25 protein-coding genes, 1 pseudogene and 1 riboswitch are annotated in these 24,923 nt (G+C 53.8%); of the genes and pseudogenes, 18 read left to right on the forward strand and 8 right to left on the reverse strand.

All coding sequences use genetic code 11. The features are described 5' to 3' along the window. Positions 1–345: 345 nt before the first annotated feature. The 3 genes from assT to dsbI are packed head-to-tail and all read left to right on the forward strand — an operon-like array spanning position 346 to position 3,526. Positions 346–2,142, forward strand: coding sequence for an arylsulfate sulfotransferase AssT (gene assT / locus OGY33_RS14145; RefSeq protein ID WP_048215529.1), 1,797 nt, complete (start codon positions 346–348; stop codon positions 2,140–2,142). 23 nt (positions 2,143–2,165) lie between these two features. Beyond that, positions 2,166–2,834 (forward strand): thiol:disulfide interchange protein DsbA/DsbL, encoded by a 669-nt coding sequence (locus tag OGY33_RS14150; protein ID WP_191238115.1) that lies wholly within the window; start codon positions 2,166–2,168, stop codon positions 2,832–2,834. A gap of 14 nt (positions 2,835–2,848) precedes the next feature. Further along, positions 2,849–3,526: a protein-disulfide oxidoreductase DsbI gene (dsbI, locus tag OGY33_RS14155; protein ID WP_191238114.1), complete on the forward strand. Its 678-nt coding sequence runs from the start codon at positions 2,849–2,851 to the stop codon at positions 3,524–3,526. 84 nt (positions 3,527–3,610) lie between these two features. Here the strand turns inward: dsbI and ribB are convergent, their stop codons facing one another. Then, a complete protein-coding gene (gene ribB, locus OGY33_RS14160; RefSeq protein ID WP_003828424.1) occupies positions 3,611–4,264 on the reverse strand; it encodes a 3,4-dihydroxy-2-butanone-4-phosphate synthase in 654 nt (217 codons plus the stop codon). Between the two features lie 106 nt (positions 4,265–4,370). Continuing rightward, positions 4,371–4,520: riboswitch (FMN riboswitch) on the reverse strand. Between the two features lie 132 nt (positions 4,521–4,652). Between ribB and ubiK the strand changes: the two genes are divergently transcribed. Beyond that, positions 4,653–4,949 (forward strand): ubiquinone biosynthesis accessory factor UbiK, encoded by a 297-nt coding sequence (gene ubiK / locus OGY33_RS14165; protein WP_048215526.1) that lies wholly within the window; start codon positions 4,653–4,655, stop codon positions 4,947–4,949. Between the two features lie 33 nt (positions 4,950–4,982). On the opposite strand, the gene glgS is transcribed toward ubiK, so the two are convergent. Next, on the reverse strand, positions 4,983–5,189 hold the full coding sequence (gene glgS / locus OGY33_RS14170) for a cell surface composition regulator GlgS (protein WP_008785836.1): 207 nt from the start codon (positions 5,187–5,189) through the stop codon (positions 4,983–4,985). 127 nt (positions 5,190–5,316) lie between these two features. Here glgS and OGY33_RS14175 point away from each other — a divergent pair. Further along, positions 5,317–5,445: pseudogene (locus tag OGY33_RS14175) on the forward strand (hypothetical protein); the annotation flags it as partial. Between the two features lie 111 nt (positions 5,446–5,556). Here the strand turns inward: OGY33_RS14175 and hldE are convergent. The 3 genes from hldE to OGY33_RS14190 all read right to left on the reverse strand — a co-directional run bounded on the left by hldE (position 5,557) and on the right by OGY33_RS14190 (position 11,317). Beyond that, a complete protein-coding gene (gene hldE, locus OGY33_RS14180; protein ID WP_048215525.1) occupies positions 5,557–6,990 on the reverse strand; it encodes a bifunctional D-glycero-beta-D-manno-heptose-7-phosphate kinase/D-glycero-beta-D-manno-heptose 1-phosphate adenylyltransferase HldE in 1,434 nt (477 codons plus the stop codon). Positions 6,991–7,049: 59 nt separating this feature from the next. Then, positions 7,050–9,890: a bifunctional [glutamate--ammonia ligase]-adenylyl-L-tyrosine phosphorylase/[glutamate--ammonia-ligase] adenylyltransferase gene (gene glnE / locus OGY33_RS14185; protein WP_149608034.1), complete on the reverse strand. Its 2,841-nt coding sequence runs from the start codon at positions 9,888–9,890 to the stop codon at positions 7,050–7,052. Between the two features lie 125 nt (positions 9,891–10,015). Then, a complete protein-coding gene (locus OGY33_RS14190; protein ID WP_191238113.1) occupies positions 10,016–11,317 on the reverse strand; it encodes a CYTH domain-containing protein in 1,302 nt (433 codons plus the stop codon). 241 nt (positions 11,318–11,558) lie between these two features. On the opposite strand from OGY33_RS14190, the gene OGY33_RS14195 reads away from it, so the two are divergent. Together OGY33_RS14195 and OGY33_RS14200 are read left to right on the forward strand one after the other, a co-directional pair. Further along, positions 11,559–12,179 (forward strand): TIGR04211 family SH3 domain-containing protein, encoded by a 621-nt coding sequence (locus OGY33_RS14195; protein ID WP_003828434.1) that lies wholly within the window; start codon positions 11,559–11,561, stop codon positions 12,177–12,179. A 62-nt stretch (positions 12,180–12,241) separates the two neighbouring features. Further along, a complete protein-coding gene (locus tag OGY33_RS14200; protein WP_048215522.1) occupies positions 12,242–13,477 on the forward strand; it encodes a multifunctional CCA addition/repair protein in 1,236 nt (411 codons plus the stop codon). 109 nt (positions 13,478–13,586) lie between these two features. Here OGY33_RS14200 and bacA read toward each other — a convergent pair whose 3' ends face one another. Beyond that, positions 13,587–14,405 (reverse strand): undecaprenyl-diphosphate phosphatase, encoded by an 819-nt coding sequence (gene bacA / locus OGY33_RS14205; RefSeq protein ID WP_003828439.1) that lies wholly within the window; start codon positions 14,403–14,405, stop codon positions 13,587–13,589. An 86-nt stretch (positions 14,406–14,491) separates the two neighbouring features. Further along, positions 14,492–14,860: a bifunctional dihydroneopterin aldolase/7,8-dihydroneopterin epimerase gene (gene folB / locus OGY33_RS14210; protein WP_191238112.1), complete on the reverse strand. Its 369-nt coding sequence runs from the start codon at positions 14,858–14,860 to the stop codon at positions 14,492–14,494. A 106-nt stretch (positions 14,861–14,966) separates the two neighbouring features. Between folB and plsY the strand changes: the two genes are divergently transcribed. Then, positions 14,967–15,584 carry a glycerol-3-phosphate 1-O-acyltransferase PlsY gene (gene plsY, locus OGY33_RS14215; RefSeq protein WP_003828443.1) on the forward strand — a complete coding sequence of 206 codons (618 nt, stop codon included), beginning with the start codon at positions 14,967–14,969 and terminating at the stop codon, positions 15,582–15,584. 31 nt (positions 15,585–15,615) lie between these two features. On the opposite strand, the gene ttdR is transcribed toward plsY, so the two are convergent. Continuing rightward, positions 15,616–16,557: an L-tartrate utilization transcriptional activator TtdR gene (gene ttdR / locus OGY33_RS14220; protein WP_032945042.1), complete on the reverse strand. Its 942-nt coding sequence runs from the start codon at positions 16,555–16,557 to the stop codon at positions 15,616–15,618. Between the two features lie 213 nt (positions 16,558–16,770). Here ttdR and ttdA point away from each other — a divergent pair, with 213 nt between their 5' ends. The 10 genes from ttdA to ureG all read left to right on the forward strand — a co-directional run bounded on the left by ttdA (position 16,771) and on the right by ureG (position 24,846). Beyond that, complete coding sequence (ttdA, locus tag OGY33_RS14225; protein WP_003828445.1) at positions 16,771–17,679, forward strand: L(+)-tartrate dehydratase subunit alpha; 909 nt, start codon at positions 16,771–16,773, stop codon at positions 17,677–17,679. After that, positions 17,676–18,281, forward strand: coding sequence for a L(+)-tartrate dehydratase subunit beta (gene ttdB, locus OGY33_RS14230; RefSeq protein WP_003828447.1), 606 nt, complete (start codon positions 17,676–17,678; stop codon positions 18,279–18,281). The genes ttdA and ttdB overlap by 4 nt, the downstream gene beginning before the upstream one ends. Positions 18,282–18,329: 48 nt before the next feature. Continuing rightward, on the forward strand, positions 18,330–19,793 hold the full coding sequence (locus OGY33_RS14235; protein ID WP_048225566.1) for an anion permease: 1,464 nt from the start codon (positions 18,330–18,332) through the stop codon (positions 19,791–19,793). A 123-nt stretch (positions 19,794–19,916) separates the two neighbouring features. After that, entirely contained in the window at positions 19,917–20,741 is an 825-nt protein-coding gene (locus tag OGY33_RS14240; protein ID WP_204528205.1) for an urease accessory protein UreD, read from the forward strand. Positions 20,742–20,751: 10 nt separating this feature from the next. Next, on the forward strand, positions 20,752–21,054 hold the full coding sequence (locus tag OGY33_RS14245; protein WP_003024678.1) for an urease subunit gamma: 303 nt from the start codon (positions 20,752–20,754) through the stop codon (positions 21,052–21,054). Positions 21,055–21,063: 9 nt separating this feature from the next. Then, positions 21,064–21,384, forward strand: coding sequence for an urease subunit beta (locus tag OGY33_RS14250; RefSeq protein WP_003828455.1), 321 nt, complete (start codon positions 21,064–21,066; stop codon positions 21,382–21,384). Then, a complete protein-coding gene (gene ureC / locus OGY33_RS14255; RefSeq protein WP_191238111.1) occupies positions 21,377–23,080 on the forward strand; it encodes an urease subunit alpha in 1,704 nt (567 codons plus the stop codon). Before OGY33_RS14250 ends, ureC begins: the two co-directional genes overlap by 8 nt. A gap of 9 nt (positions 23,081–23,089) precedes the next feature. After that, positions 23,090–23,548: an urease accessory protein UreE gene (ureE, locus tag OGY33_RS14260; protein WP_048215518.1), complete on the forward strand. Its 459-nt coding sequence runs from the start codon at positions 23,090–23,092 to the stop codon at positions 23,546–23,548. Further along, complete coding sequence (locus tag OGY33_RS14265; RefSeq protein WP_149608038.1) at positions 23,548–24,219, forward strand: urease accessory protein UreF; 672 nt, start codon at positions 23,548–23,550, stop codon at positions 24,217–24,219. Before ureE ends, OGY33_RS14265 begins: the two co-directional genes overlap by 1 nt. A 9-nt stretch (positions 24,220–24,228) precedes the next feature. Then, positions 24,229–24,846 carry an urease accessory protein UreG gene (gene ureG / locus OGY33_RS14270; RefSeq protein ID WP_003828463.1) on the forward strand — a complete coding sequence of 206 codons (618 nt, stop codon included), beginning with the start codon at positions 24,229–24,231 and terminating at the stop codon, positions 24,844–24,846. Positions 24,847–24,923: the final 77 nt, after the last annotated feature.

Here is a 24,923-nt window from a genome sequence, read left to right on the forward strand (position 1 = left end):
ACACAAACTTATTCTGACATACTCATATAGTGGCATATTTCAGAAACAAATATATGATTTCGATCATATAAATCAGCGGCTACGCTATTAGCTAAACTCGTTATAAACAATTAAAACAATGTCGACAAGATCACACTACGCAATAATAAATATTGTTCTTAAAATATCTCACTCATACTATCAAAAAAATAATAAAAATTAGTTCCTGCAGAATAATACATTTCATCAATATTAATTAATGCATTACAAAAATAGTATTAGCAATGCTGCTTTATTTTATCAAATAGTAAAAACATAATATATTCAGCAATATTATATTTATAGGTAATATAAGGAGATATATCCATGTTTACACAATACCGAAAAACACTTCTGGCAGGGACTCTGGCACTGACATTTGGATTAGCAGCAGGAAACTCTCTTGCCGCTGGTTTTCAACCGGCCCAACCTGCAGGAAAATTGGGCGCAATAGTAGTTGACCCTTATGGAAATGCCCCGCTTACTGCGCTGGTTGAATTAGATAGCCACGTTATTTCAGATGTTAAAGTTACCGTCCATGGTAAAGGTGAAAAAGGCGTTCCGGTGACTTATACCGTCGGCAAAGAGTCACTCGCCACGTACGATGGCATTCCTATTTTTGGCCTTTATCAAAAGTTCGCAAATAAGGTAACCGTTGAATATAAAGAAAACGGTAAGGCCATGAAAGATGATTATGTGGTGCAAACTTCCGCCATCGTAAATCACTACATGGATAACCGCTCTATATCTGATTTACAGCAAACAAAAGTGATTAAAGTAGCACCGGGTTTTGAAGATCGTCTTTATCTGGTGAATACCCACACCTTTACCCCGCAGGGTGCAGAATTCCACTGGCATGGTGAAAAAGATAAAAATGCCGGCATCCTGGATGCGGGTCCTGCTGGCGGAGCACTCCCCTTTGATATCGCACCCTTTACCTTTGTCGTCGATACGGAAGGTGAATATCGGTGGTGGCTGGATCAGGACACCTTCTATGACGGCCATGACATGGATATCAACAAGCGCGGCTACCTGATGGGTATTCGTGAAACACCGCGAGGCACCTTCACCGCCGTCCAGGGCCAGCACTGGTATGAATTCGATATGCTGGGGCAAGTTCTGGCCGACCATAAGCTGCCACGCGGATTCCTGGATGCTTCACATGAGTCGGTCGAAACAGTGAACGGCACCGTACTGCTACGCGTAGGTAAACGCGATTATCGCAAAGAAGATGGCCTTCACGTACATACCATCCGCGACCAGATTATTGAAGTCGATAAATCTGGACGTGTTGTTGACGTATGGGATCTGACACAAATTCTCGACCCGATGCGTGACGCGCTGCTGGGTGCTCTGGACGCAGGCGCGGTATGCGTCAACGTGGATCTCGCTCATGCAGGCCAACAGGCAAAACTAGAGCCAGATACCCCCTATGGTGACGCCCTCGGCGTTGGTGCGGGCCGTAACTGGGCTCACGTAAACTCCATTGCCTATGACGCTAAAGATGACTCCATCATTCTTTCTTCCCGCCATCAGGGTGTCGTCAAAATCGGTCGCGATAAACAGGTGAAATGGATCCTGGCACCGTCTAAAGGCTGGAATAAGGCGCTGGCAAGCAAACTGTTAAAACCGGTTGATGATAAGGGCAACGCGCTGAAGTGTGATGAAAACGGTAAGTGCGAGAATACTGATTTCGATTTTACCTACACCCAACACACCGCCTGGCTCTCCAGCAAAGGAACGCTAACCATCTTTGACAATGGCGATGGGCGTGGACTCGAACAACCAGCACTACCAACAATGAAATACTCCCGATTCGTCGAATATAAAATTGACGAGAAAAAAGGAACCGTTCAGCAAGTTTGGGAATACGGGAAAGAGCGTGGTTATGATTTCTACAGTCCTATCACGTCGGTAATTGAATATCAAAAAGACCGCGACACGATGTTTGGATTTGGTGGTTCTATTAATTTATTTGACGTTGGACAGCCTACCATCGGCAAAATCAACGAAATTGACTACAAAACAAAAGAAGTCAAAGTCGAAATTGATGTCCTTTCCGATAAACCAAACCAAACGCACTACCGCGCATTACTGGTTCGCCCACAACAAATGTTTAAATAATTTCGTTAGGTTAAGGATTAATTATGTCATCTAAATGGATTACTTCATTATTTAAAAGCGTGGTATTAACGGCAGCGCTGGTATCACCATTTGCAGCATCGGCTTTTACTGAAGGTACTGACTATATGGTGCTGGAGAAACCGATTCCCAATGCTGATAAAACGTTGATCAAAGTATTCAGCTACGCCTGCCCATTCTGCTACAAATATGATAAAGCCGTGACCGGTCCGGTGTCAGATAAAGTTGCCGATCTCGTCGCCTTCACACCGTTTCATCTCGAGACCAAAGGAGAATACGGCAAACAGGCCAGTGAAGTATTTGCAGTAATGATTGCTAAGGATCAGGCCGCAGGAATTTCATTGTTTGATGCCAAATCACAGTTCAAAAAAGCTAAGTTTGCTTACTACACTGCCTACCACGATAATAAAGAACGCTGGTCTGACGGTAAAGATCCCGCTTCATTCATCAAAACAGGACTGGACGCTGCAGGTATGAGCCAAGCAGATTTCGAGGTCGCCTTAAAAGAACCCGTAGTCCAGGAGACACTGGAAAAATGGAAAGCGGCTTATGATGTTGCCAAAATCCAGGGGGTTCCGGCTTACGTCGTCAATGGTAAGTACCTGATCTACACCAAAAGCATCAAATCGATTGATTCCATGGCTGAGCTTGTCAGAGAGCTGGCGACAAAATAAACAGGGAACCGGCTATGGATTTTATCAAAGGATTGTGGCGAGACTTATGTACCACACCGGTTAATACCCTGGTGAGATGGCAGGAGCGACGCTTTTTGTGGTTGCTAATGGCTTGTGCCATGGGTGGGTTAATTATTCTGGCGCACTCGTTCTTCCAAATCTATCTCTACATGGCCCCTTGCGAGCAATGTGTATACATCCGCTTTGCCATGTTTGTGATGGTTTTCGGTGGGCTGATCGCGGCAATAAACCCTAAAAACCTCATTCTAAAACTGGTCGGCTGCATTGCGGCATTTTATGGCAGCATTATGGGCATTAAGTTCTCTATCAAACTTAATGGCATTCATTATGCGGTACATAACCCGGACCCGGATTCGCTCTTTGGCGTACAGGGATGTTCCACCGATCCGACATTCCCTTTCAATTTGCCGCTGGCAAACTGGGCTCCAGAATGGTTTAAGCCCACTGGAGATTGCGGCTATGACGCACCTGTCGTTCCTGATGGCGTAGCGCTTAGCAGTATGCAAAAGTGGTTTGTCGATCTGTACCAGCAGTCCGAAGGCTGGTATCTGCTTCCGCCATGGCATTTTATGAATATGGCGCAGGCATGCCTGCTCGCTTTTGGTTTGTGTTTAGTGCTGTTGCTGGTAATGAGCGGAGCCTGTGCACTTAAACTGTCCAGAAAAAAATAGCCAGGTTGTAATAACAAAAAACCGAAGCCAGAAAACTGACTTCGGTTTTTTTATCCCTACCACGGTTGTCGCGGTAGTCAGCAATTAGCTGGCTTTGCGCTCATGCGCCTGACGGTAAGCCACCAGGTCTTCGATAGTCACTACAGCCATATTATGCTTACCGGCAAATTCGATGCACTCTGGCGCACGGGCCATGGTGCCGTCATCATTGGTCAGTTCGCACAGCACACCGGCTGGTTTAAACCCTGCCAGCGTCATCAGGTCGATGGTTGCTTCAGTATGACCACCGCGGGTCAACACGCCGCCTGCCTGAGCACGCAGCGGGAAAACGTGCCCCGGACGGTTAAGATCGGAAGGTTTTGCGCCATCCTTAATTGCCGCACGCACCGTAGTAACACGGTCTGCTGCGGAAACGCCGGTGGTTACGCCTTCTGCGGCTTCAATGGTCACGGTAAAACCGGTACCGTAAGCGCTGGTATTATTTTCCACCATCATTGGCAGATCGAGCTGTTTGCGTCGGTCTTCAGTGATGCACAGGCATACAATACCGCTACCGTGACGGATGGTCAGCGCCATCTGTTCTACGGTCATGGTTTCTGCCGGGAAAATCATATCGCCTTCGTTTTCACGGTCTTCGTCGTCAAGCACCATTACACCGCGTCCTTCACGCAGCGCAGACAGCGCATGTTCAACACGTTCGAAAGGCGTACCAAAAGAGGAAAGTAGCGTCTGATTCATGGTAAAAAAACCTCACTAAAATTATGGTTACCAGAATCAGGGCAGTCTTAGGAGTACCGTCTAAGCGGCAAAAAAATAACGTGAGCGGGTCCATGCCCGACTGGATCGTTACTCTCTCCCATCCGGACTCTAACCGTCGGCCCCGGAATTACACCGGATCTGCTGACCTTTTTGCCGTAACAAAAAGCGCTCGCGGGCTTTCAACATCAGTTGATTTACCGCCGGTGGGGAATTTCGCCCCGCCCTGAGAATAAGCGGGTTAACTATAACGCTATTGATTACCTTCATCAACGCCTTTACTCGTCTTAGCTTCACACAATTCTGGTTTATGCCTGTGCCAGTTCGCACTACAATAGGCAGCAACACGTACCAGTTCAGGGAAACCACAATGATTGACCCGAAAAAAATTGAGCAGATTGCTCGTCAGGTTCACGAGTCGATGCCGAAAGGGATCCGCGAGTTTGGCGAAGACGTAGAGAAGAAAATTCGTCAAACGCTGCAGTCACAGCTGACCCGTCTGGATCTGGTAAGCCGCGAAGAATTCGATGTACAGACTCAGGTTTTATTGCGCACGCGTGAAAAGCTGGCGCTGCTTGAGCAACGTCTGACTGAGCTTGAATCACGTGATAAAACGGCAGAAGTTAAGCCAGCCCCCGCGATCCCGTCAGTTGATCCGCAAGAGTAAAAACGACAACGGGCCGCAAGGCCCGTTTTTCTGTTAGTGTTCCAGTTCTAGCTTCCTGGCTTCCGTCGCCTGCTGGCAGTACAGCGCATAGCGTTTGCAAAACCAGCTACGATGTTCTTCATCCATATTCCCGGTTATCGCCTGGATATCAATGGGATGGCCCTCAGCCTGCATCCTGGCAAAACTACGGGCCAGGAAATCGAAATTGTTCAGTGAATACATATTGCTGTTCATGAGCATACCCTCCAGTTATTGAATATCTGCTAAGGCCATATGCTTTTTCTAATTTCAGTATTTCCCTGGATACGAAGTTATTCTGTACATATTGTGCGCAAATCAACGTTCTGGTTCACAGTTTCCGACAACTCTTCCTTATCGTACACAAGCGCCGCTGATTGACTCGCTGTTAAGTGAAATTGGATTGTCCAGCGGTTCGCTGTCAGCACTGGCCGAGCTGTTAAAATCAGTGGAAAGTAGCGCTGTGGCTCAAGAATAAAACGTAAAAATGCCGGATGGCGACGCGAAAGCGTCTTATCCGGCCTACAAACGTTACGTCACGTAGGCCGGATAAGGTGTTCACACCGCCATCCGGCAAACTTTTCAGGTGTTATTTATCGCTGTCTTTCTGGATCTTCTTAATGATATTTGTCGTAGAACAGCCATCTTCGAAGTTCAGCACCAGCACTTCACCGCCGTTCGCCCACACCTCTTCACTGCCCGCAATCTGCTCTGGCTTATAGTCGCCGCCTTTGACCAGCAGATCCGGCAGAATGCCAGCAATCAGACGCTGCGGCGTATCTTCTTCAAAAGAGACCACCCAGTCGACGGATTCCAGCGCGCCCAGCACGATCATACGCTGTTCCAGCGGGTTGACTGGACGCGTTTCGCCTTTCAGACGTTTGGTCGAAGCATCGCTGTTTACCGCCACGATCAGACGATCGCCCAGCTTGCGCGCATTCGCCAGATAGGAAACGTGGCCCGCATGCAGGATGTCGAACACGCCGTTGGTCATTACCACTTTCTCGCCGCGCTTGCGGGCGCTGGCAACGGCCTGTTTCAGCTCAGATTCGCTCATCACGCCAAAGCCAGTATCGGCCCGACCGCGCACGGCGTTTTCCAGTTCAATCGGAGAAACGGTAGAGGTCCCCAGCTTACCGACGACAACACCGGCTGCGGCGTTAGCAAAATAGCACGCCTCTTCCAGTGAGTTACCCGCCGCCAGCGTCGCCGCCAGCACGCCGATAACCGTATCGCCTGCACCGGTCACGTCATACACTTCCTGCGCCTGGGTCGGCATATGCAGCGGCGATTTGCCCGGTTGCAGCAACGTCATCCCCTGCTCGGATCGCGTGATCAGCAGTGCGGAAAGGTCGAAATCAGCAATCACTTTCATGCCGCGTTCAACCAGTTCATCTTCGCTTTTGCACTTGCCCGCCACCGCTTCAAACTCAGACAGGTTCGGCGTCAGCAGCGTTGCGCCACGGTAGCGTTCAAAATCGGTTCCTTTCGGATCGATAAGCACCGGCACCCCAGCCTTACGCGCCAGAGCAATCATCTGCTGCACGCTTGCCAACGCGCCTTTGGCGTAGTCGGAGAGCACCAGAGCGCCGATAGAACCCAGCGCCTGGTTAATACGCTCGTGCAGCGGCTGCGGATCCACGCCTTCAAAACCTTCTTCGAAATCCAGGCGAATCAGCTGCTGGTTGCGGGAAAGCACGCGCAGTTTGGTGATCGTCGGATGGGTCGGCACGGAAACGAAATCGCATTTTACGTTCACATCCGCCAGTGTTTTGCTCAGCGCACGCGCCGCGTCGTCAATACCGGTCAGGCCCACCAGACGCGAATTCGCTCCCAGAGAGGCAATGTTCATCGCCACGTTTGCTGCGCCACCGGGACGTTCTTCGATGGTATCGACCTTCACCACCGGAACCGGCGCTTCAGGTGAAATACGGCTGGTAGGACCGTACCAGTAGCGATCCAGCATCACATCACCGACAACCATGACTCCTGCACGTTCAAACTCTGGCAGCGTTACTTTCATTCCTGTCTCCTGAGAGATTCTCTGAGGGTCTTAAAATTTGCGCGCGATAATAGCACACTTCACTCGGCAACCAGCCACTTCCGCCAGCTGTCACGCACCAGCGTACGTTCAGCGTCAAAGTGCTCCAGCGCCACATGGCCTGGAAGTTCCTGCAACGCAAGATGATGAAGTTCATCACGCAACGTCGTATAAGCACGGGTAAGCGCCAGCGCTTCCTGCTCGTCCATAATGTCGTTTTGCGCCAGTAATTCCAGAATGCGCACGTTATCCGACCAGCGCGTCAGCTTCGGTTTTTCATGCGCATAGCGCAGCACCAGATACTGCGTAATAAACTCAATATCTGTGATGCCGCCTTCATCCGCTTTGATATCAAAACGATCGCGATGCTTATTACCCAAATGGGCACGCATTTTCTCACGCATTTCGCGCACCTCGGTCTGCAAGGTTTTCCCATCACGGACGAGGGTCATGATATCGCGACGAATCGCATCAAACTGAGAGGTCAACTGCGGGTCGCCGTACACTACGCGAGCACGCACCAGAGCCTGATGCTCCCATGTCCAGGCTTCGTTACGCTGATAATCGGCAAAAGCGTCAGCTGATGTCACCAGCATCCCCGCCGCTCCTGACGGACGCAAACGCGCATCCACTTCGTACAAAATACCGGACGAAGTACGGGTACTAAAGAGGTGCATAATGCGCTGCGCCAGACGCAGATAGAACTGTCGCCCGTCAATCTCACGCTCACCGTCCGTCATCACGTCCATCGGACAGTCATGCAGGAAGATCAAATCGAGATCCGAGCTGTAACCCAACTCCCAACCGCCCAGTTTGCCATAGCCGACGACGGCAAAACCACGCCCCTCGCGTTCGCTAAGATGAGTGGGTTGACCGTAGCGCGCGACCATCTGCGTCCACGCCTGCTGGACTACCGCATCAATAATAGCTTCCGCCAGCCAGGTTAAATGATCGCTCACCTTCATCACCGGCAGTGTACCGGCGATATCGGCCGCGGCAATACGCAGTAGCTGCGTTTGCTTAAACTGGCGCAGAGCCTCAAGTTGCTGCTCTTCGTCATCTTCCGGCACGCGCAGCAAATACTGGCGCAGCTCATCACGGTAAGCATCCGTCGCGGTAGGTTGATACAGGGTGTTCGGATCCAGCAGTTCATCGAGCAACAGCGGATACCGCGCCAGCTGGCTGGCGACCATCGGCGAGGCCGCACAGAGCGAAATCAGATGCTTCAGCGCCCCGGGGAATTCGCTCAGCAGTTCCAGATAGGTCGTACGGGTAACAATCCCCACCAGCAGAGGGGTAATGCGCGATAGCGGGACTGAGGCATCGTCACGCGTACAGACATCGCTCAGCAGATGCGGCATTAAATGATCCAGCACCTGGCGTCCGCGTGGGCCAATGGTGCGTTTATCCAGCTCTTTGCGGAAATCAGCAATCAGAGACAGCACGCGCCGGCGATCGTCATCCGCCAGATGCGTCAGCACCGGCGTGGTGTCATCTTCCTGTAAGGCGTCCTGCCACAGTTCGCGCCACTGTTCTGAAAGCGACTCTTCCTGGCTTTCAGCTTCGTCATCGCCAATCAGCTCGTTAAATACCCGGCGTACGTTGTCCATATGATTGGCAAGCACATCAGTTAATTGCTGCCAGTCATCAACGTTCATCCCCCACGCCAGCCGCGCGCGATTCAGTTCATCGCCTGGCAACGTTTGGGTCTGTTCATCATTGATGCTTTGCAGCAGGTTTTCCAGGCGGCGTAAATAGAGATAGGCTGCTCGCAGTTGTTCCGTATCGGTATCAGACAGCAGGTGCAGCGCATTGATGGCGCTAAGCGTCGGTAACAGCGAGCGGGATTGCAGCGACGGTTCACGTCCGCCGCGAATCAGCTGGAATACCTGCACGATAAATTCGATTTCGCGAATACCGCCCGCCCCCAGCTTGATGTTGTCTTTCAGACCACGGCGGCGCACTTCACGCGCAATCATCCCTTTCATGTTACGCAACGACTGGATCACGCTGAAATCAATATAGCGACGGAAAACAAAAGGCCGCAGCATGGCACGAAGCTCGCTGACGTAAGTGCCGTCGGCATCGCCCATAATGCGGGCTTTGACCATCGCATAGCGTTCCCAGTCGCGCCCTTGCTCCTGGTAATAATCCTCCAGCGCAGAGAAGCTCAGTACCAACGGACCGCTGTCACCAAACGGGCGTAAACGCATATCCACCCGATAGACAAACCCATCCATTGTGGGCTGATCTAATACCTTAATGAGCCGCTGGCCCATACGGGTAAAGAACTGGGCGTTATCCAGCTCGCGGCGCCCGCCCTGTGTGCTGCCATGTTCTGGCCAGGCAAAAATCAGGTCGATATCGGAGGAAAAATTCAGCTCGCCGCCGCCCAGTTTCCCCATGCCTAAAATCAGCAGCGGCTGCGCCACACCTTCAGGATTACAGGGCGTACCCCATTCGCGACAGCAGGCAGCGTATAACCAGTCGCGCGCGGCGACGATCAACGTTTCAGCCAGATGGCTTAGCTGCTGCAAAATACTCTCTTCGGTCACCAGCGACAACGTCTGTGCCCAGGCGATACGCACCATAATGCGACGGCGAAACAGGCGTAACTCACGCATCAGCGTGTTTTCATCACTAACGTCAGCCAATGTTTGCTGTAACCAGTCGGCATAGTGTTGCCATTCATCCGCCAGGGGTGGAGCGCTTTCCAGCTCAGACAGCCATTCGGGATGGGCAATAATGCTGTCACGGACAAAATCGCTGAATGTAAGTACTGACTTCGCCTGAACGCTAAGCGAGGACTCAGATATTGCTGCTGGCAGCCGCTCAACAACGGTCGGCCAGTACTGCTGTAACGGTGAAGAGAGCTGCTTCATTTACGGGTTATCCTTTGAATGGTGCCGGATGCGTCTTTTCGCCTTATCCGGCCTACATGACAGTTACACACATCGCGTAGGCCTGATAAGCGCAGCGCCATCAGGCATCCCGGCCTCGGCCCTGATTATCGTTTTCCGCTGTGCAGCCAGAACGGTTCCAGTGCAATTGCCTCGTTACGGAAGTGTTCAATTTCAATATATTGGTTGGCCGCAATGGCGTGGCGCAAACCCTGCCAGTTGGCGATCCATTCTGATGCGACATTTTCATCGTAGTATCCCGCCAGCATCAGCATGCTATCAATGTTGCGCGTCAAACGTGGAAGCTGATCGGCGTACTGATCGCCCAGCGGCTGCGCAAAAGCGGTTTTCAGCTCAGCGGCATGGCGTGAAAGATGGGTATCCGAGAAACGCTTAAAGGAGTCGGCAATTTTTCCCTGCGCCTTCGCATCAAGGAACGGCTGCCATCCTTTGGTCACCAGCCATTCGGTCAGCGCCAGCTTGGCCATTGCCGTTTGCGTGCTGTAAACCGCCGAAACAGCAGAAACGTCCGACGAAATGATCGCTTCCGACTGGGTCAACAAATCACGTAAGTGAGCGCTCGCTTTTCGCGGCACATTACCGCCAAACAGCATCAGAATGTGACGCACCAGGCCCATAGCCGCCAGCACCTCGGCTTTCGCCCCTTTAACGCCGCGCACCCACAGCTCTTCATGGTACTGCCACTGTGATAATGCCAGCTCCAGCGCCGCTTCCAGCCCCTGCTCAATACTCGCTTTCGCCGGAACTTTCAAAATGCGTGTCGGTTTGAGTTCGCGCGGCGCATTCCCCTGAGCCAGGTGATAACCGCGCGCTGCTTTGCTCAAGCTACCCTGGCGTAAACCGGTTTGCGAAACCAGCTGGTTTGCCAGCTTCAGTACCGCACGGGTATCGCCGCTTAGCAGTTCAAGTTCAAGCTCACAGATAGGTTCTGCAAACTCGCCCGCTTTCACCTCCCCCAGATCGAGGGCCATTTCAATCCGGCTGCCATCAACATCAACCAACCATTTCTCACGGTAAAAATCGGTGCTGAACAACGGCTGCACTTGAGAAGCGAGCTCAGCGGGCAGCTCGCCATCAGGCCAGACTTCCGTTGGGAACAAGGTGAGGTCCAGCTCAGGCGCGTTTAGCGCAACGTTATATTCCGGCCGTTGGTGCAGTCCGCCCGTCACGCGTCCGGCAATTTTCATGGTCATTTCGTAATGACCATTTTCACCGCGAATACGCAGCCCCATATCGTGACCACGCAACCACGCATCCGGTGTTTCGTAGTAGATATTCAGCAACTGGCTGGGCGCATGATGCTCTCCCCCCAGCGTATTCAGACGTTCACGTAGCACATCTACAGCGTCACTATTGACGATAAATTTTAATTCGATTTCCTGAGCCATGGTCTTGTACTTATGGGTTATGTCACAGTTGAGAAAACTGACTGCGAACTAAGTTCGTTATTTATGGTCAGTAGATAGTATTTTGCGCCAAATTGCCATGCAACGAGCAATTTGACGGGCGTAAAAGTTTCGAGTGGTGGCAAAAAGGACACAGATGATTCCGATTGATGTCGAATGCTTTGCGTAGAGACACTGATGCCACTACTATCGTTCCACTTTCTATGACAATAACGACAGCCTGATGCCAAAATTACGCCTGATTGGATTAACTTTACTCGCACTTAGCGCCACTGCAGTCTCTCATGCCGAAGAAAAGCGCTATGTCTCTGACGAACTGAACACCTGGGTCCGCAGCGGTCCGGGAGATAATTATCGCCTCGTGGGTACGGTTAACGCCGGCGAGGAAGTCACGCTATTACAGACCGATGCCAACACTAACTACGGCCAGGTGAAAGACAGCACCGGTCGTACCGCCTGGATCCCGCTGAAAGAGCTGAACAGTACGCCGAGCCTGCGTACCCGCGTTCCCGACCTGGAAAACCAGGTTAAGACCTTGACCGATAAGCTCAATAATATCGATACCACGTGGAACCAGCGCACCGCCGATATGCAGCAAAAGGTCGCGCAAAGCGACAGCGTGATCGACGGACTGAAACAAGAAAACCAGAAGCTGAAAAACGAGCTTATCGTGGCGCAAAAGAAGGTCAGCGCAGCCAACCTTCAGCTTGATGACAAACAGCGCACCATCATCATGCAGTGGTTTATGTACGGTGGCGGCGTGTTGGGTCTTGGTCTGCTGCTCGGCCTGGTTCTGCCACACATGATCCCAAGCCGTAAACGCAAAGATCGCTGGATGAACTGAATCGCCTTCTCCGCCACACTGACATATGATTAAGGGATCATAGTTTTCAAAAGGAAAGTGGCGTGAAGATTTATCTGGTCGGTGGTGCTGTTCGGGATGCGTTATTAGGGCTACCGATTAAAGATAAAGATTGGGTTGTTGTTGGCGCCACGCCGCAAGAGATGCTCGACGCGGGCTACCAGCAGGTAGGCCGCGATTTTCCCGTGTTTCTGCATCCGCAAACCCGCGAAGAGTATGCGCTGGCGCGTACCGAACGTAAGTCAGGCTCGGGGTATACCGGGTTCACCTGCTATGCCGCCGCAGATGTCACGCTGGAGGCCGATCTTCAGCGTCGTGACCTGACCATCAACGCAATCGCCCGCGATGACGACGGGGAGATTATCGACCCGTATAACGGACGCGACGATCTGGAAAACCGTCTGCTGCGCCATGTTTCATCTGCCTTTAGCGAAGATCCGCTGCGCGTGCTGCGCGTGGCGCGCTTTGCTGCCCGCTATGCGCACCTCGGTTTTCGTATCGCTGACGAAACCATGACGCTGATGCGTGACATGACCACCGCTGGTGAACTGGAGCATCTGACACCAGAGAGGGTGTGGAAAGAAACCGAAGGCGCATTAACCACCCGTAACCCACAGGTATTTTTCCAGGTCCTGCGCGACTGCGACGCACTGCGCGTCCTGTTTCCGGAGGTGGATGCTTTGTTTGGCGTTCCAGCCCCCGCACAGTGGCATCCGGAAATCGACACCGGCATTCACACGCTGATGACGCTGTCGATGGCAGCCATGTTAAGTCCGGAAGTCGACGTGCGTTTTGCTACGCTGTGCCACGATCTTGGCAAGGCATTGACGCCTAAAGCGCTGTGGCCGCGCCATCATGGCCACGGTCCGGCAGGTGTTAAGCTTGTCGAACAACTGTGCCAGCGCCTGCGCGTGCCGAATGACATCCGTGATTTAGCCAAACTGGTTTCCGAGTTCCACGACCTCATTCATACCTTCCCGATCCTGCAGCCGAAAACCATCGTTAAGCTGTTTGATTCCATCGATGCCTGGCGCAAACCGCAGCGCGTGGAGCAAATCGCCCTCACCAGCGAGGCCGATGTGCGTGGGCGAACCGGTTTTGAAGCGGCAGATTATCCGCAAGGCAGGCTGTTGCGCGAAGCCTGGCAGGTTGCGCAGGCGGTGCCAACGAAAGACGTGGTTGAAGCTGGATTCAAAGGTCAGGCAATTCGTGAAGAACTGACCCGACGTCGCATCGCGGCGGTAGCCAGTTGGAAGGAGCAGCGTTGCCCGAAAGCTTAGACACTGCGTTGCCGAATGCGCTGTGCTTATCCGGCCTACAGGTTCGAAACAGATATAACCCGTAGGCCGGATAAGGCAGAACGCCGCCATCCGGCACCACGGTAAGTCATCAGAAGAACACGACGTAAACGGCAGCCGCCACAATAAAGCGGTAAATCGCAAACGGAATAAACGAGATGCGTTTAATCAGTTGCAGGAAGGTTTTGATCGCCACCAGCGCCACGATAAACGCCGTCACAAATCCGACTGCAAACATCGGGATATCTGATGCGCTGAGGAAAGACCAGCTCTTGTAGAGATCCAGCGCCGTCGCGCCCATCATCATCGGCACGGCCAGCAGGAAGGAGAATTCAGAGGCCGCGTAACGACTCACGCCCATCAGCATGCCGCCAGAAATCGTCGCCCCGGAGCGAGAAAAACCCGGCCACAGCGCCAGACACTGGAAACAGCCAATCATAAACGCCTGGCGATAGGTCATATCATCCAGCCCCGGCGCACGCGGCTCCTTCGGCTTCAGGCATTCTGCGGCAATCAGCAGTACACCCCCCACCACCAGCGCATACATCACGTTGATCGGGTTAAACAGCGATTTGATGGTGTCGTGGAAGATTAGCCCCAGTACCACGGCTGGAATCATCCCCAACAGGATATGTCCCAGCGTCAGTCGACCTTTGCCAGTGCCTTCATGCGGAGCCTTGCCGAAGTGAATGCCGATCAGGCCAAACAGACGTCGCCAGAACATCACCACAACGGCCAGGATAGAACCTAACTGGATAACCACTTCGAATGTTTTTGCAGTGTCACCCTCAAAACCCAACAGGTGGCCAACAATAATCATATGGCCAGTACTGGAAACGGGTAAAAATTCCGTCAATCCTTCGACCACACCCAAAATTGCCGCCACCAGCAGCGAGTGCATATCACTCATTAATAAACCCCTAGATAGAGAAACCACGGCAAAAAAGAGCCGACGAAAGGACCCTTTTATACCCGTTTGTTTTAGAAATTATTAAATTAATTATTTTCTTTCAGATTATTGCCACGCTCAATGATAACACCGACGTTCGCCGCACGGGCTACCGCGCCAGGTTTACTGAGTTTGATCCGTACCCAGGGAGAATTAAAGCGGCTAAGCAGGAGATCTGCCACCTCTTCCGCAACCCGTTCTACCAGCGCAAAGCGCCCACCTTCCACATGATTAACAACCGTTTGAGCAATATCAGCATAGCTCAGGCAATCAGCCACATCATCGCTTTTAGCCGATTTGCGGTTATCCCATGCCATTTCGATATCGAACACCAACCGTTGTTCGATCGTTTGTTCCCAGTCGTAAACACCAATAGTGGTGATTACAGAAAGATGCTCTATAAATACAATATCCATCACGACCTGCCTGCTTTTTGGCTAACCCGGATACCACTTCCGGCGAAATATGCGTATTATCCACAGAAGTAGCGTTTTACACGACATTTTCAAAACGGAACAGCTTATGAGTGCAATCGCGCCTGGAATGATTATCTTCGCGTACCTCTGTGGCTCAATTTCCAGTGCTATTCTGGTATGCCGCCTTGCTGGATTGCCGGACCCGCGCGACAGCGGCTCTGGGAATCCGGGCGCGACAAACGTGCTGCGCATCGGTGGCAAGGGAGCCGCCGTCGCGGTACTGATTTTCGACGTCCTGAAAGGTATGTTACCCGTCTGGGGTGCCTATGCGCTAGGCGTCAGCCCCTTCTGGCTGGGATTGATCGCAATCGCCGCCTGTCTGGGCCACATTTGGCCGGTGTTCTTCGGCTTTAAAGGTGGGAAAGGCGTTGCCACAGCCTTTGGCGCGATTGCGCCGATTGGTTGGGACTTAACTGGCGTGATGGCAGGGACCTGGCTGCTGACCGTCCTGTTGAGCGGCTACTCGTCGTTAGGCGCTATCGTCAGCGCGTTGATCGCCCCTTTTTACGTCTGGTGGTTCAATCCCCAGTTCACTTTTCCGGTGTCCATGCTGTCGTGCTTAATTCTGCTACGTCACCATGACAACATTCAGCGTCTGTGGCGTCGTCAGGAGCCGAAGATCTGGACCAAACTGAAGAAAAAACGCGAACGAGACCCCGAGTGAATTTATTGTCGGATAGCGACGCAACGGCGTCTTATCCGGCGTGGGGGATGTGATACCCCTCCACCGGTTTGCCTAATCGGTTCTGACACCACGTCGCCAGAAATTCCACGCAAACGCGCAGCTTCACGCTGCGATACAGCGGCTCCTGATAAACCGCCCAGATATTGGCGCTCTGCGCATAGTCCGGCAGCACACGCACCAGTTCACCGCTGGCCAGAAACGGCTGCACATCCCATTCAGAACGCAGCATGATCCCTTTTCCCTGTAGCGCCCACTGCAACACAATCTCACCGCTGTTAGAGGAAAGATGTCCCGCCACCTTGACCGACTTTTTCTCCTGACCATTGTCCAGTTCCCACACCCCGTGAGTCATATCGCGTTCTTTGGTGACCAGACAATCATGACGACTTAATTCCTGTAACGTCATCGGCTCACCGTATTTTTGTAAATACGGTGGGGCCGCACACAATATTCTTTTGTTTTTCGTTAACAAATGCGCAATATAATAATCCGGTATCTCGTCATTAATACGAATATCTAAATCGATATTATCCTGCGCCAAATCAATTTGCCGATCGTAAAGCTCAAAATGCACCTGTAATTCAGGGTAGCTATGCATCAATTCGGTAATTGCCGGTGCAATATAACTGCGCCCAAAGCCAAAACTACAGCCGATACGAATCATCCCTGCCGGGCGCGTTTTGAGTTGCGTGACGTCATCGACCAGATGCTGATAGCCCGCGAGGATCGCCTGCGCATGTTCATAGCAACGTTGACCACTCTCCGTGAGCGCTACACCACGCGCAGAGCGGCTTAGCAGCGTCGTCCCCAGCGTGGACTCTAGGATCTGAATGCGTTTTGTCACAAACGCCGGCGTTTGCCCCAGCGTCGCGGCGGCGGCGCTGAAGCTGCCGCTATGCACAATTTCAACCAACACCTGCAGGTCTTTCGCAAGGGGATACGTGTTCAGCATGATCGGTCTATCCGTAATGTTGTTCACCGCAGTGTAATTCTCTCATGCGTCTTAAACCCTGCCTTTGCGCAATTTTTATTGCCTTATCCGGACATCATTCACGAACTGTTAATTAGATATTCACAGTGGCAAATAATATTAATCCACATTTTTAGTGGTAGTTTGTGGCGGAGAATTTATTTCCAGATAAATAAAAGAACTGGAGTTAACAAGATGAGCAATCAAAATAACCAAAATGCGATAAATACGCTGACGAACATTGTCGCTGATTTTACCGCCATGATTTCTACCCGCATGCCCGATGACGTCGTGGATAAATTAAAACAGCTGCGTGAAGGCGAAACCTCGCCGATGGGTAAAATCATCTACCACACCATGTTTGACAACATGCAGAAAGCTATCGACCTGAACCGCCCAGCCTGTCAGGACACCGGCGAGATTATGTTCTTCGTGAAGGTCGGTTCCCGTTTTCCGCTCCTCGGCGAACTGCAAAGCATTCTGAAGCAGGCCGTTGAAGACGCCACGGTAAAAGCGCCGCTGCGCCATAACGCGGTCGAGATTTTTGACGAAGTGAATACCGGCAAAAATACAGGTACCGGTGTGCCGTGGGTCACCTGGGACATCATCCCTGATAACGATGACGCGGAAATCGAAGTCTACATGGCAGGCGGCGGCTGTACGCTGCCGGGACGCTCGAAAGTGTTAATGCCTTCTGAGGGCTACGAAGGTGTGGTGAAATTTGTTTTTGAAAATATCTCCACGCTGGCAGTCAACGCCTGTCCGCCAGTGCTGGTGGGCGTAGGTATTGCCACCTCCGTAGAAACCGCCGCCGTTCTTTCTCGTAAAGCGGTGCTGCGCCCTATCGGCTCACGTCATCCGAATCCGAAAGCGGCCGAACTGGAACTGCGTCTGGAAGAAGGACTTAACCGTCTGGGCATTGGTCCGCAAGGATTGACCGGTAATAGCTCGGTGATGGGCGTGCATATCGAATCCGCCGCGCGCCACCCGTCGACTATCGGCGTTGCCGTCTCTACTGGCTGCTGGGCCCACCGTCGCGGCACGCTGTTGGTTCATGCTGACCTCTCCTTCGAAAACCTGTCTCACACCCGGAGCGCGTTATGAAAAAGATCCTCACAACCCCGATCAAAGCCGAAGATCTGGCAGACATTCGCGTTGGCGATGTCATTTACCTGACCGGTACGCTGGTGACCTGCCGTGACGTTTGCCACCGCCGCCTGATCGAACTGAAGCGCCCGATTCCTTATGACCTGAACGGCAAAGCCATTTTCCACGCGGGCCCGATCGTACGTAAGAACGGTGAAAAATGGGAAATGGTTTCCGTCGGCCCAACCACCAGCATGCGTATGGAAGCGTTTGAGAAAGACTTTATCGAACAGACTGGCGTCAAACTGGTGGTCGGCAAGGGCGGCATGGGACCGCTGACGGAAGAAGGCTGCAAGCAGTTTAAAGCGCTGCACGTCATCTTCCCGGCAGGCTGCGCAGTCGTGGCGGCAACCCAGGTTGAGGAGATCGAAGAGGTACACTGGACGGAACTCGGCATGCCGGAGTCCCTGTGGGTGTGTCGGGTAAAAGAGTTCGGCCCGCTGATCGTTTCCATCGATACCCACGGCAATAACCTGATCGCTGAAAACAAAAAGCTGTTCGCTGAACGTCGCGACCCTATCGTCGATGAAATCTGCGAGCACGTGCATTACATCAAATAACCCTCCCGGAGAGGCGCTACGCCTCTCCCCTTTCGTAGGGATACAACAATGGCACCTTTAGCTGGTTGGTGGCGATACCTGGCTCCGCTGGTGGTCATCGCCATTATTGCTGTTCTACCCGTCCCCACCGGTCTTGAGAGCCACACCTGGCTCTATTTTGCCGTCTTTACCGGTGTGATTGTCGGGCTTATTCTGGAACCTGTTCCGGGCGCGGTAGTGGCGATGATTGGCATTTCGATCATCGCCGTCCTTTCACCGTGGCTGCTGTTCAGCCCGGAGCAACTCGCGCAGGACGGTTTTAAATTTACCGCCAAATCGCTGTCGTGGGCGGTATCTGGCTTTTCAAACTCGGTCATCTGGCTGATCTTCGCGGCCTTTATGTTTGGTACTGGCTATGAGAAAACCGGACTCGGTCGGCGAATCGCGCTGATGCTGGTGAAAAAGATGGGGCATAGGACGCTGTTTCTCGGCTATGCGGTGATGTTCTCCGAACTTATCCTCGCTCCCGTCACACCTTCCAACTCCGCCCGTGGGGCCGGAATAATCTACCCGATTATCCGCAACCTGCCGCCGCTGTATAACTCACAACCCAATAGCGCCAGTTCACGCTCTATTGGCTCGTACATCATGTGGATGGGCATTGTCGCTGACTGCGTTACCAGCGCCATTTTCTTAACGGCAATGGCGCCGAACCTGCTGTTGATCGGTCTGATGAAAGGCGCGTCCCACACCGCGCTGAGCTGGGGTGACTGGTTCTTAGGCATGCTGCCGCTGAGCATTTTGCTGGTGCTGATTGTGCCGTGGCTGGCGTACGTGTTGTATCCACCGGTGCTGAAATCCGGTGATCAGGTTCCACGCTGGGCGGATACCGAACTAAAAGCGATGGGACCGCTCTGCGCTCGCGAGAAAAAGATGCTGGTGCTGATGGTCGGCGCGCTGGTGCTGTGGATCTTCGGCGGCGATTATATTGACGCTGCGATGGTCGGATACAGCGTGGTGGCGTTGATGCTGGTGCTGCGCATCATTAGCTGGGATGACATCGTCAGCAATAAAGCCGCATGGAACGTCTTTTTCTGGCTGGCCTCGCTGATCACGCTGGCCACCGGGCTCAATAACACCGGTTTTATTACCTGGTTCGGCAAGCTGCTGGCAAATGGGCTGAGCGGTTATTCGCCGATGATGGTGATGGTGGCGCTTATCGTGGTGTTCTATCTGCTGCGCTACTTCTTTGCCAGCGCCACGGCGTATACCTCCGCCCTCGCACCGATGATGATTGCCGCCGCGCTGGCAATGCCGGAAATCCCGCTACCGGTCTTCTGCCTGATGGTCGGCGCCGCCATTGGTCTGGGCAGCATTCTGACCCCGTACGCCACCGGCCCTAGCCCTATCTACTACGGCAGCGGCTATTTACCAACGGTGGATTACTGGCGACTCGGTGCTATTTTTGGCCTGATTTTCCTCGTGCTACTGGTGATTACCGGTCTGGTCTGGATGCCCCTCGTTTTACTGTAAAACCCTGGTGGGGCGGCGTATTGTCGCCCCTTTATCCATAAGCTTCTCATATGATCGATTTCCCGATGCGCTGAGGCATACTTTTTTGTATGCAAACACCCTCATGCTGATAGGGGAAACGCTCTGGACACGGTTGCGCACGAGACACTCACACGGGGCTGGCAGGCCGAACTGGATCTGCATTTTACCTGCACCGGGAACAAAACGGTGCTCGCCTCGGCGCGTCATCATGGTCCATTGACGGTTCAACGCCCGTTTTACCCGGAAGAGGACGTCTGCCATCTCTATTTACTTCATCCACCGGCGGGGATCGTCGGCGGGGATGAGCTCCATATCGCCGTAACGCTCGACGAAAACAGCCACGCGTTAATCACCCAGCCTGGCGCGGGAAAGTTTTACCGCAGCCGTGGACCGCAGGCATTACTGCGCCAGCATTTTACCCTCACTCCTCACGCGACGCTGGAGTGGTTGCCGCAGGATACGATCCTCTTTCCCGGCGCCAACGCCGCTATTCAGACCGTCTTTCATCTGACATCCGCAAGCCGCCTGCTGGCCTGGGATCTGCTGTGTCTTGGCCGACCGGTTATGCAGGAGACCTTCAGTTACGGCACGCTGCAAAACCGCCTGGAAGTATGGCGAGATGGGCAGCCACTGCTGATAGAACGCTTGCAGTTGCAGGAGGGGAATCTGAGCGGCGTCGCACATCATCCCTGGGTCGGCACGTTGCTGTGCTATCCGGCAAATGAAGAGATGCTGGAAGGCGTGCGCGAACGGCTGACTCCGCTTGGCGATTACGCCGGGGCAACGCTTAACGATTCGTTGCTGACAATCCGTTTTCTTGCTAACGACAACCTGGTTGTCCAGCGCGTTATGCGCGACATCTGGCAATTTCTGCGCCCGCTGCTGACACATAAAGCGCCCGTACTCCCGCGAATCTGGCAAACCTAAGAGAACCCTAATGGAACTGACTCCCAGAGAAAAAGACAAGCTGTTGCTGTTTACCGCTGCGCTGGTGGCGGAACGTCGCCTGGCCCGCGGGCTGAAGTTAAACTACCCGGAATCGGTGGCGCTAATTAGTGCTTTCATCATGGAAGGGGCGCGGGACGGGCAAACCGTGGCCGCGCTGATGGAAGACGGGCGTCACGTCCTGCGCCGCGATCAGGTGATGGAAGGCGTACCGGAGATGATCCCGGATATTCAGGTTGAAGCCACATTTCCGGACGGATCGAAGCTGGTCACCGTCCACAATCCGATCGTCTAAGGAGCGGCAATGATCCCAGGTGAATATCAGATCGCAAAAGGCAATATCGCGCTTAATCAGGGGCGGGAGATCTGCACGATCGTGGTGGAAAATCATGGCGACAGACCCATCCAGGTGGGCTCGCACTATCACTTTTACGAAGTAAACCCGGCGCTGCGCTTTGACAGGCTGGCCGCACGCGGCTTTCGTCTGAACATTGCTGCGGGCACAGCGGTGCGTTTTGAGCCAGGACAAAAACGCGAAGTCGAACTGGTGCGCGTTGCCGGTGCACAAAGGATCGTGGGTTTTCGCAGCGAAGTGATGGGCGCACTGGAGGCAGATAATGAGTGACATTTCCCGGCAGGCGTACGCCGACATGTTTGGCCCAACCACCGGCGATAAAGTGCGCCTGGCGGATACCGACCTGTGGATCGAGGTGGAACAAGACTTCACCACCTACGGCGAAGAGGTCAAATTCGGCGGCGGAAAAGTGATCCGCGACGGCATGGGCCAGGGACAAATGCGCGCCGATGCATGCGTGGATCTGGTGATAACCAACGCGCTGATCGTCGATCACTGGGGGATCGTGAAAGCGGATATCGGCATCAAAAACGGCAGGATCTTCGCTATCGGCAAAGCAGGTAATCCCGATATTCAACCCAACGTCACGATCCCGATAGGCGTGGGAACTGAAGTCATTGCCGGGGAAGGCAAGATCGTCACCGCGGGCGGCGTGGATACGCATATTCACTGGATCTGCCCACAGCAGGCGCAGGAGGCGCTGGTTTCCGGGGTGACGACGATGATCGGCGGCGGCACCGGTCCGGCCGCAGGCACTCACGCCACCACCTGCACACCGGGCCCGTGGTATATCGCGCGCATGCTGCAGGCGGCAGATGCGTTGCCGGTTAACATTGGTTTGCTGGGCAAAGGCAATGGCTCAAATCCAGACGCCCTACGCGAGCAAATCAGCGCGGGCGCAATTGGCCTGAAAATCCATGAAGACTGGGGCGCCACGCCTGCCGCTATCGACTGCGCGCTGACCGTAGCCGACGAGATGGACATCCAGGTCGCGCTGCATAGCGATACGCTCAACGAGTCCGGTTTCGTTGAAGATACGCTGGCGGCGATTGGCGATCGCACCATTCATACTTTTCACACTGAAGGCGCGGGCGGCGGCCATGCGCCGGATATCATCACCGCCTGCGCGCATCCGAATATTCTGCCCTCCTCCACTAACCCGACGCTGCCCTATACCGTCAACACCATCGACGAGCATCTCGACATGCTGATGGTTTGCCACCACCTCGATCCGGATATCGCCGAAGACGTGGCCTTTGCCGAATCCCGCATTCGCCGGGAAACAATCGCTGCCGAAGATGTGCTGCATGACATTGGCGCGTTTTCCCTGACCTCGTCCGATTCACAGGCGATGGGGCGCGTTGGCGAAGTGATCCTGCGTACCTGGCAGGTGGCGCACCGCATGAAGGTTCAGCGTGGCCCGTTGGCAGAAGAAACCGGTGACAACGACAACCTGCGCGTTAAACGCTACGTCGCCAAATACACCATCAACCCGGCATTAACCCACGGTATCGCCCATGAAGTCGGCTCCGTTGAGCCTGGCAAACTGGCCGATCTGGTGCTGTGGTCGCCCGCCTTTTTTGGCGTAAAACCGGCGACGATCGTCAAGGGCGGGATGATTGCCTGCGCGCCAATGGGCGATATCAACGCTTCGATCCCCACCCCGCAGCCAGTGCATTACCGCATGATGTTCGGCGCGCTTGGCGCAGCGCGGCACCACACTCGGCTGACCTTTATTTCTCAGGCCGCTGACGCGCAAAACATCCCGCAGCAGCTCAATCTGCAAAGCGCTATCGCCGTCGTCAAAGGCTGCCGGACGGTGAAAAAGGTCGACATGATCCACAACGGCCTGCAACCCAATATCACCGTCGATGCTCAGACTTACGAGGTGCGTATTGATGGCGAACTTATCACCAGCGAACCGGCAGATGTTTTGCCGATGGCGCAACGCTATTTTCTGTTTTGAGGAGTGACGATGATCTATCTGACCCAACGCCTTGACCACGCTCACCGCGTTACTGCAAGCGTCACGCTGCCCATTGATATCCGGGTAAAAAGTCGCGCCAGGGTAGCACTGAACGACGGTCGCGAAGCCGGGCTAATGCTACCGCGTGGTTTGCTGCTGCGCGGTGGCGATCTGCTAAGTACCGACGATGGCAGCGAAGTGATCGAAGTGATCGCCGCACCGGAGTCGGTTTCCGTGGTGCGCTGCGCCGATCCTTTCCTGCTCGCCAAAGCCTGTTATCACCTCGGTAATCGCCACGTTCCGCTGCAAATCCTGCCGGATGAGCTGCGTTACCATCACGATCATGTGCTGGACGACATGCTGCGCCAGTTCAACCTTGAGGTGACATTCGCCCAGTTGCCGTTTGAGCCGGAAGCGGGTGCCTATGCGAGCGAGTCACACGGGCATCACCATGGTCATGCGCACTGATGCATAGCACCCAACAGCTGCGCCTGATGCAGCTCGCCAGCAGCAGTCTCCCGGTAGGATCGTTTACCTGGTCTCAGGGGCTGGAGTGGGCGGTAGAAATCGGCTGGGTGAAAAGCGTCGATGACTTCTCTGACTGGCAAATCCAGCAGATGGAGCAAAACTTTTTTACCGTTGACCTACCGCTGCTGGCGAGACTGTATCGCGCCTGCGAGCTGGACGATCTCGACGCAGCACGCCGCTGGAGCGCTTACCTGCTGGCCTGTCGCGAAACCCGCGAACTGCGGGATGAAGAACGCAGTCGGGGTGCGGCGTTTACGCGGCTGGTCACCGACTGGGAGTCGGATTGCTCGCGAGAATGGCGCACCCTCTTTGTCGACAGCCAACTCTGCGGCATGGCCTGGCTGGGCGTGCGCTGGAAAATTCCGCTGATGGAGCTGGCGTTAAGCCTCGGCTACAGCTGGATTGAGAGCGCTGTCATGGCTGGCGTAAAGCTGGTTCCTTTTGGACAACAGGCGGCCCAGCGTTTGATTATTGCGCTCTGCGATCGCTATGCGCAGGGTTTGGCACAGGCGCTGACGTGTCCTGACACCAGCCTCGGCTCCGCAACGCCGTTGGCCGCTATCGCGTCTGCCCGGCATGAAACTCAATATTCCCGATTATTCCGCTCCTGAGGAGAAAAAATGAGTAACTACAAGCATCCCCTGCGTGTGGGCGTTGGCGGCCCGGTTGGCTCGGGCAAAACGGCGCTACTGGAAGCGTTATGCAAAGCTATGCGCAGCAGCTATCAATTGGCGGTGGTGACCAACGATATCTACACCAAAGAAGATCAGCGCATTCTCACCGAGGCGGGCGCACTGGAGCCAGAGAGGATCGTCGGCGTGGAAACCGGTGGCTGCCCGCATACCGCCATCCGCGAAGATGCGTCGATGAATCTGGCCGCCGTAGAAGCGCTGAGCGAGAAATTCGGCAATCTGGATCTGATTTTTGTGGAAAGCGGCGGCGATAACCTGAGCGCCACCTTCAGCCCGGAACTCGCGGATCTGACGATCTATGTGATCGATGTTGCTGAAGGCGAGAAGATCCCGCGTAAAGGTGGTCCGGGGATCACCAAATCCGATTTTCTGGTGATCAATAAAACCGATCTGGCCCCTTACGTCGGCGCATCGCTGGAGGTGATGGAGCGCGATACCTTGCGCATGCGCGGCGAGCGTCCATGGACGTTTAGTAATTTAAAATCTGGAGAAGGCCTGGAAAAAATTATCGCGTTTCTGGAAGAGAAAGGAATGTTGCGGATGTAGTGAGAGCTATCGCCGGGCGGCGGATTCGCCTGACCCGGCCTACGGTTTTGTAAGCCCGGTAAACGCAGCGCCACCGG

This window comes from Citrobacter sp. Cpo032, from assembly GCF_030332975.1.
Taxonomy (GTDB): Bacteria; Pseudomonadota; Gammaproteobacteria; order Enterobacterales; family Enterobacteriaceae; genus Citrobacter; species Citrobacter portucalensis.

Bases quoted from the DNA above. Each gene is read 5' to 3' on its own strand.
- assT (WP_048215529.1), top strand. From the start codon at position 346: ATGTTTACACAATACCGAAAAACACTTCTGGCAGGGACTCTGGCACTG.
- OGY33_RS14150 (WP_191238115.1), top strand. From the start codon at position 2,166: ATGTCATCTAAATGGATTACTTCATTATTTAAAAGCGTGGTATTAACG.
- dsbI (WP_191238114.1), top strand. From the start codon at position 2,849: ATGGATTTTATCAAAGGATTGTGGCGAGACTTATGTACCACACCGGTT.
- ribB (WP_003828424.1), bottom strand. From the start codon at position 4,264: ATGAATCAGACGCTACTTTCCTCTTTTGGTACGCCTTTCGAACGTGTT.
- ubiK (WP_048215526.1), top strand. From the start codon at position 4,653: ATGATTGACCCGAAAAAAATTGAGCAGATTGCTCGTCAGGTTCACGAG.
- glgS (WP_008785836.1), bottom strand. From the start codon at position 5,189: ATGCTCATGAACAGCAATATGTATTCACTGAACAATTTCGATTTCCTG.
- hldE (WP_048215525.1), bottom strand. From the start codon at position 6,990: ATGAAAGTAACGCTGCCAGAGTTTGAACGTGCAGGAGTCATGGTTGTC.
- glnE (WP_149608034.1), bottom strand. From the start codon at position 9,890: ATGAAGCAGCTCTCTTCACCGTTACAGCAGTACTGGCCGACCGTTGTT.
- OGY33_RS14190 (WP_191238113.1), bottom strand. From the start codon at position 11,317: ATGGCTCAGGAAATCGAATTAAAATTTATCGTCAATAGTGACGCTGTA.
- OGY33_RS14195 (WP_003828434.1), top strand. From the start codon at position 11,559: ATGCCAAAATTACGCCTGATTGGATTAACTTTACTCGCACTTAGCGCC.
- bacA (WP_003828439.1), bottom strand. From the start codon at position 14,405: ATGAGTGATATGCACTCGCTGCTGGTGGCGGCAATTTTGGGTGTGGTC.
- folB (WP_191238112.1), bottom strand. From the start codon at position 14,860: ATGGATATTGTATTTATAGAGCATCTTTCTGTAATCACCACTATTGGT.
- plsY (WP_003828443.1), top strand. From the start codon at position 14,967: ATGAGTGCAATCGCGCCTGGAATGATTATCTTCGCGTACCTCTGTGGC.
- ttdR (WP_032945042.1), bottom strand. From the start codon at position 16,557: ATGCTGAACACGTATCCCCTTGCGAAAGACCTGCAGGTGTTGGTTGAA.
- ttdA (WP_003828445.1), top strand. From the start codon at position 16,771: ATGAGCAATCAAAATAACCAAAATGCGATAAATACGCTGACGAACATT.
- ttdB (WP_003828447.1), top strand. From the start codon at position 17,676: ATGAAAAAGATCCTCACAACCCCGATCAAAGCCGAAGATCTGGCAGAC.
- OGY33_RS14235 (WP_048225566.1), top strand. From the start codon at position 18,330: ATGGCACCTTTAGCTGGTTGGTGGCGATACCTGGCTCCGCTGGTGGTC.
- OGY33_RS14245 (WP_003024678.1), top strand. From the start codon at position 20,752: ATGGAACTGACTCCCAGAGAAAAAGACAAGCTGTTGCTGTTTACCGCT.
- OGY33_RS14250 (WP_003828455.1), top strand. From the start codon at position 21,064: ATGATCCCAGGTGAATATCAGATCGCAAAAGGCAATATCGCGCTTAAT.
- ureC (WP_191238111.1), top strand. From the start codon at position 21,377: ATGAGTGACATTTCCCGGCAGGCGTACGCCGACATGTTTGGCCCAACC.
- ureE (WP_048215518.1), top strand. From the start codon at position 23,090: ATGATCTATCTGACCCAACGCCTTGACCACGCTCACCGCGTTACTGCA.
- OGY33_RS14265 (WP_149608038.1), top strand. From the start codon at position 23,548: ATGCATAGCACCCAACAGCTGCGCCTGATGCAGCTCGCCAGCAGCAGT.
- ureG (WP_003828463.1), top strand. From the start codon at position 24,229: ATGAGTAACTACAAGCATCCCCTGCGTGTGGGCGTTGGCGGCCCGGTT.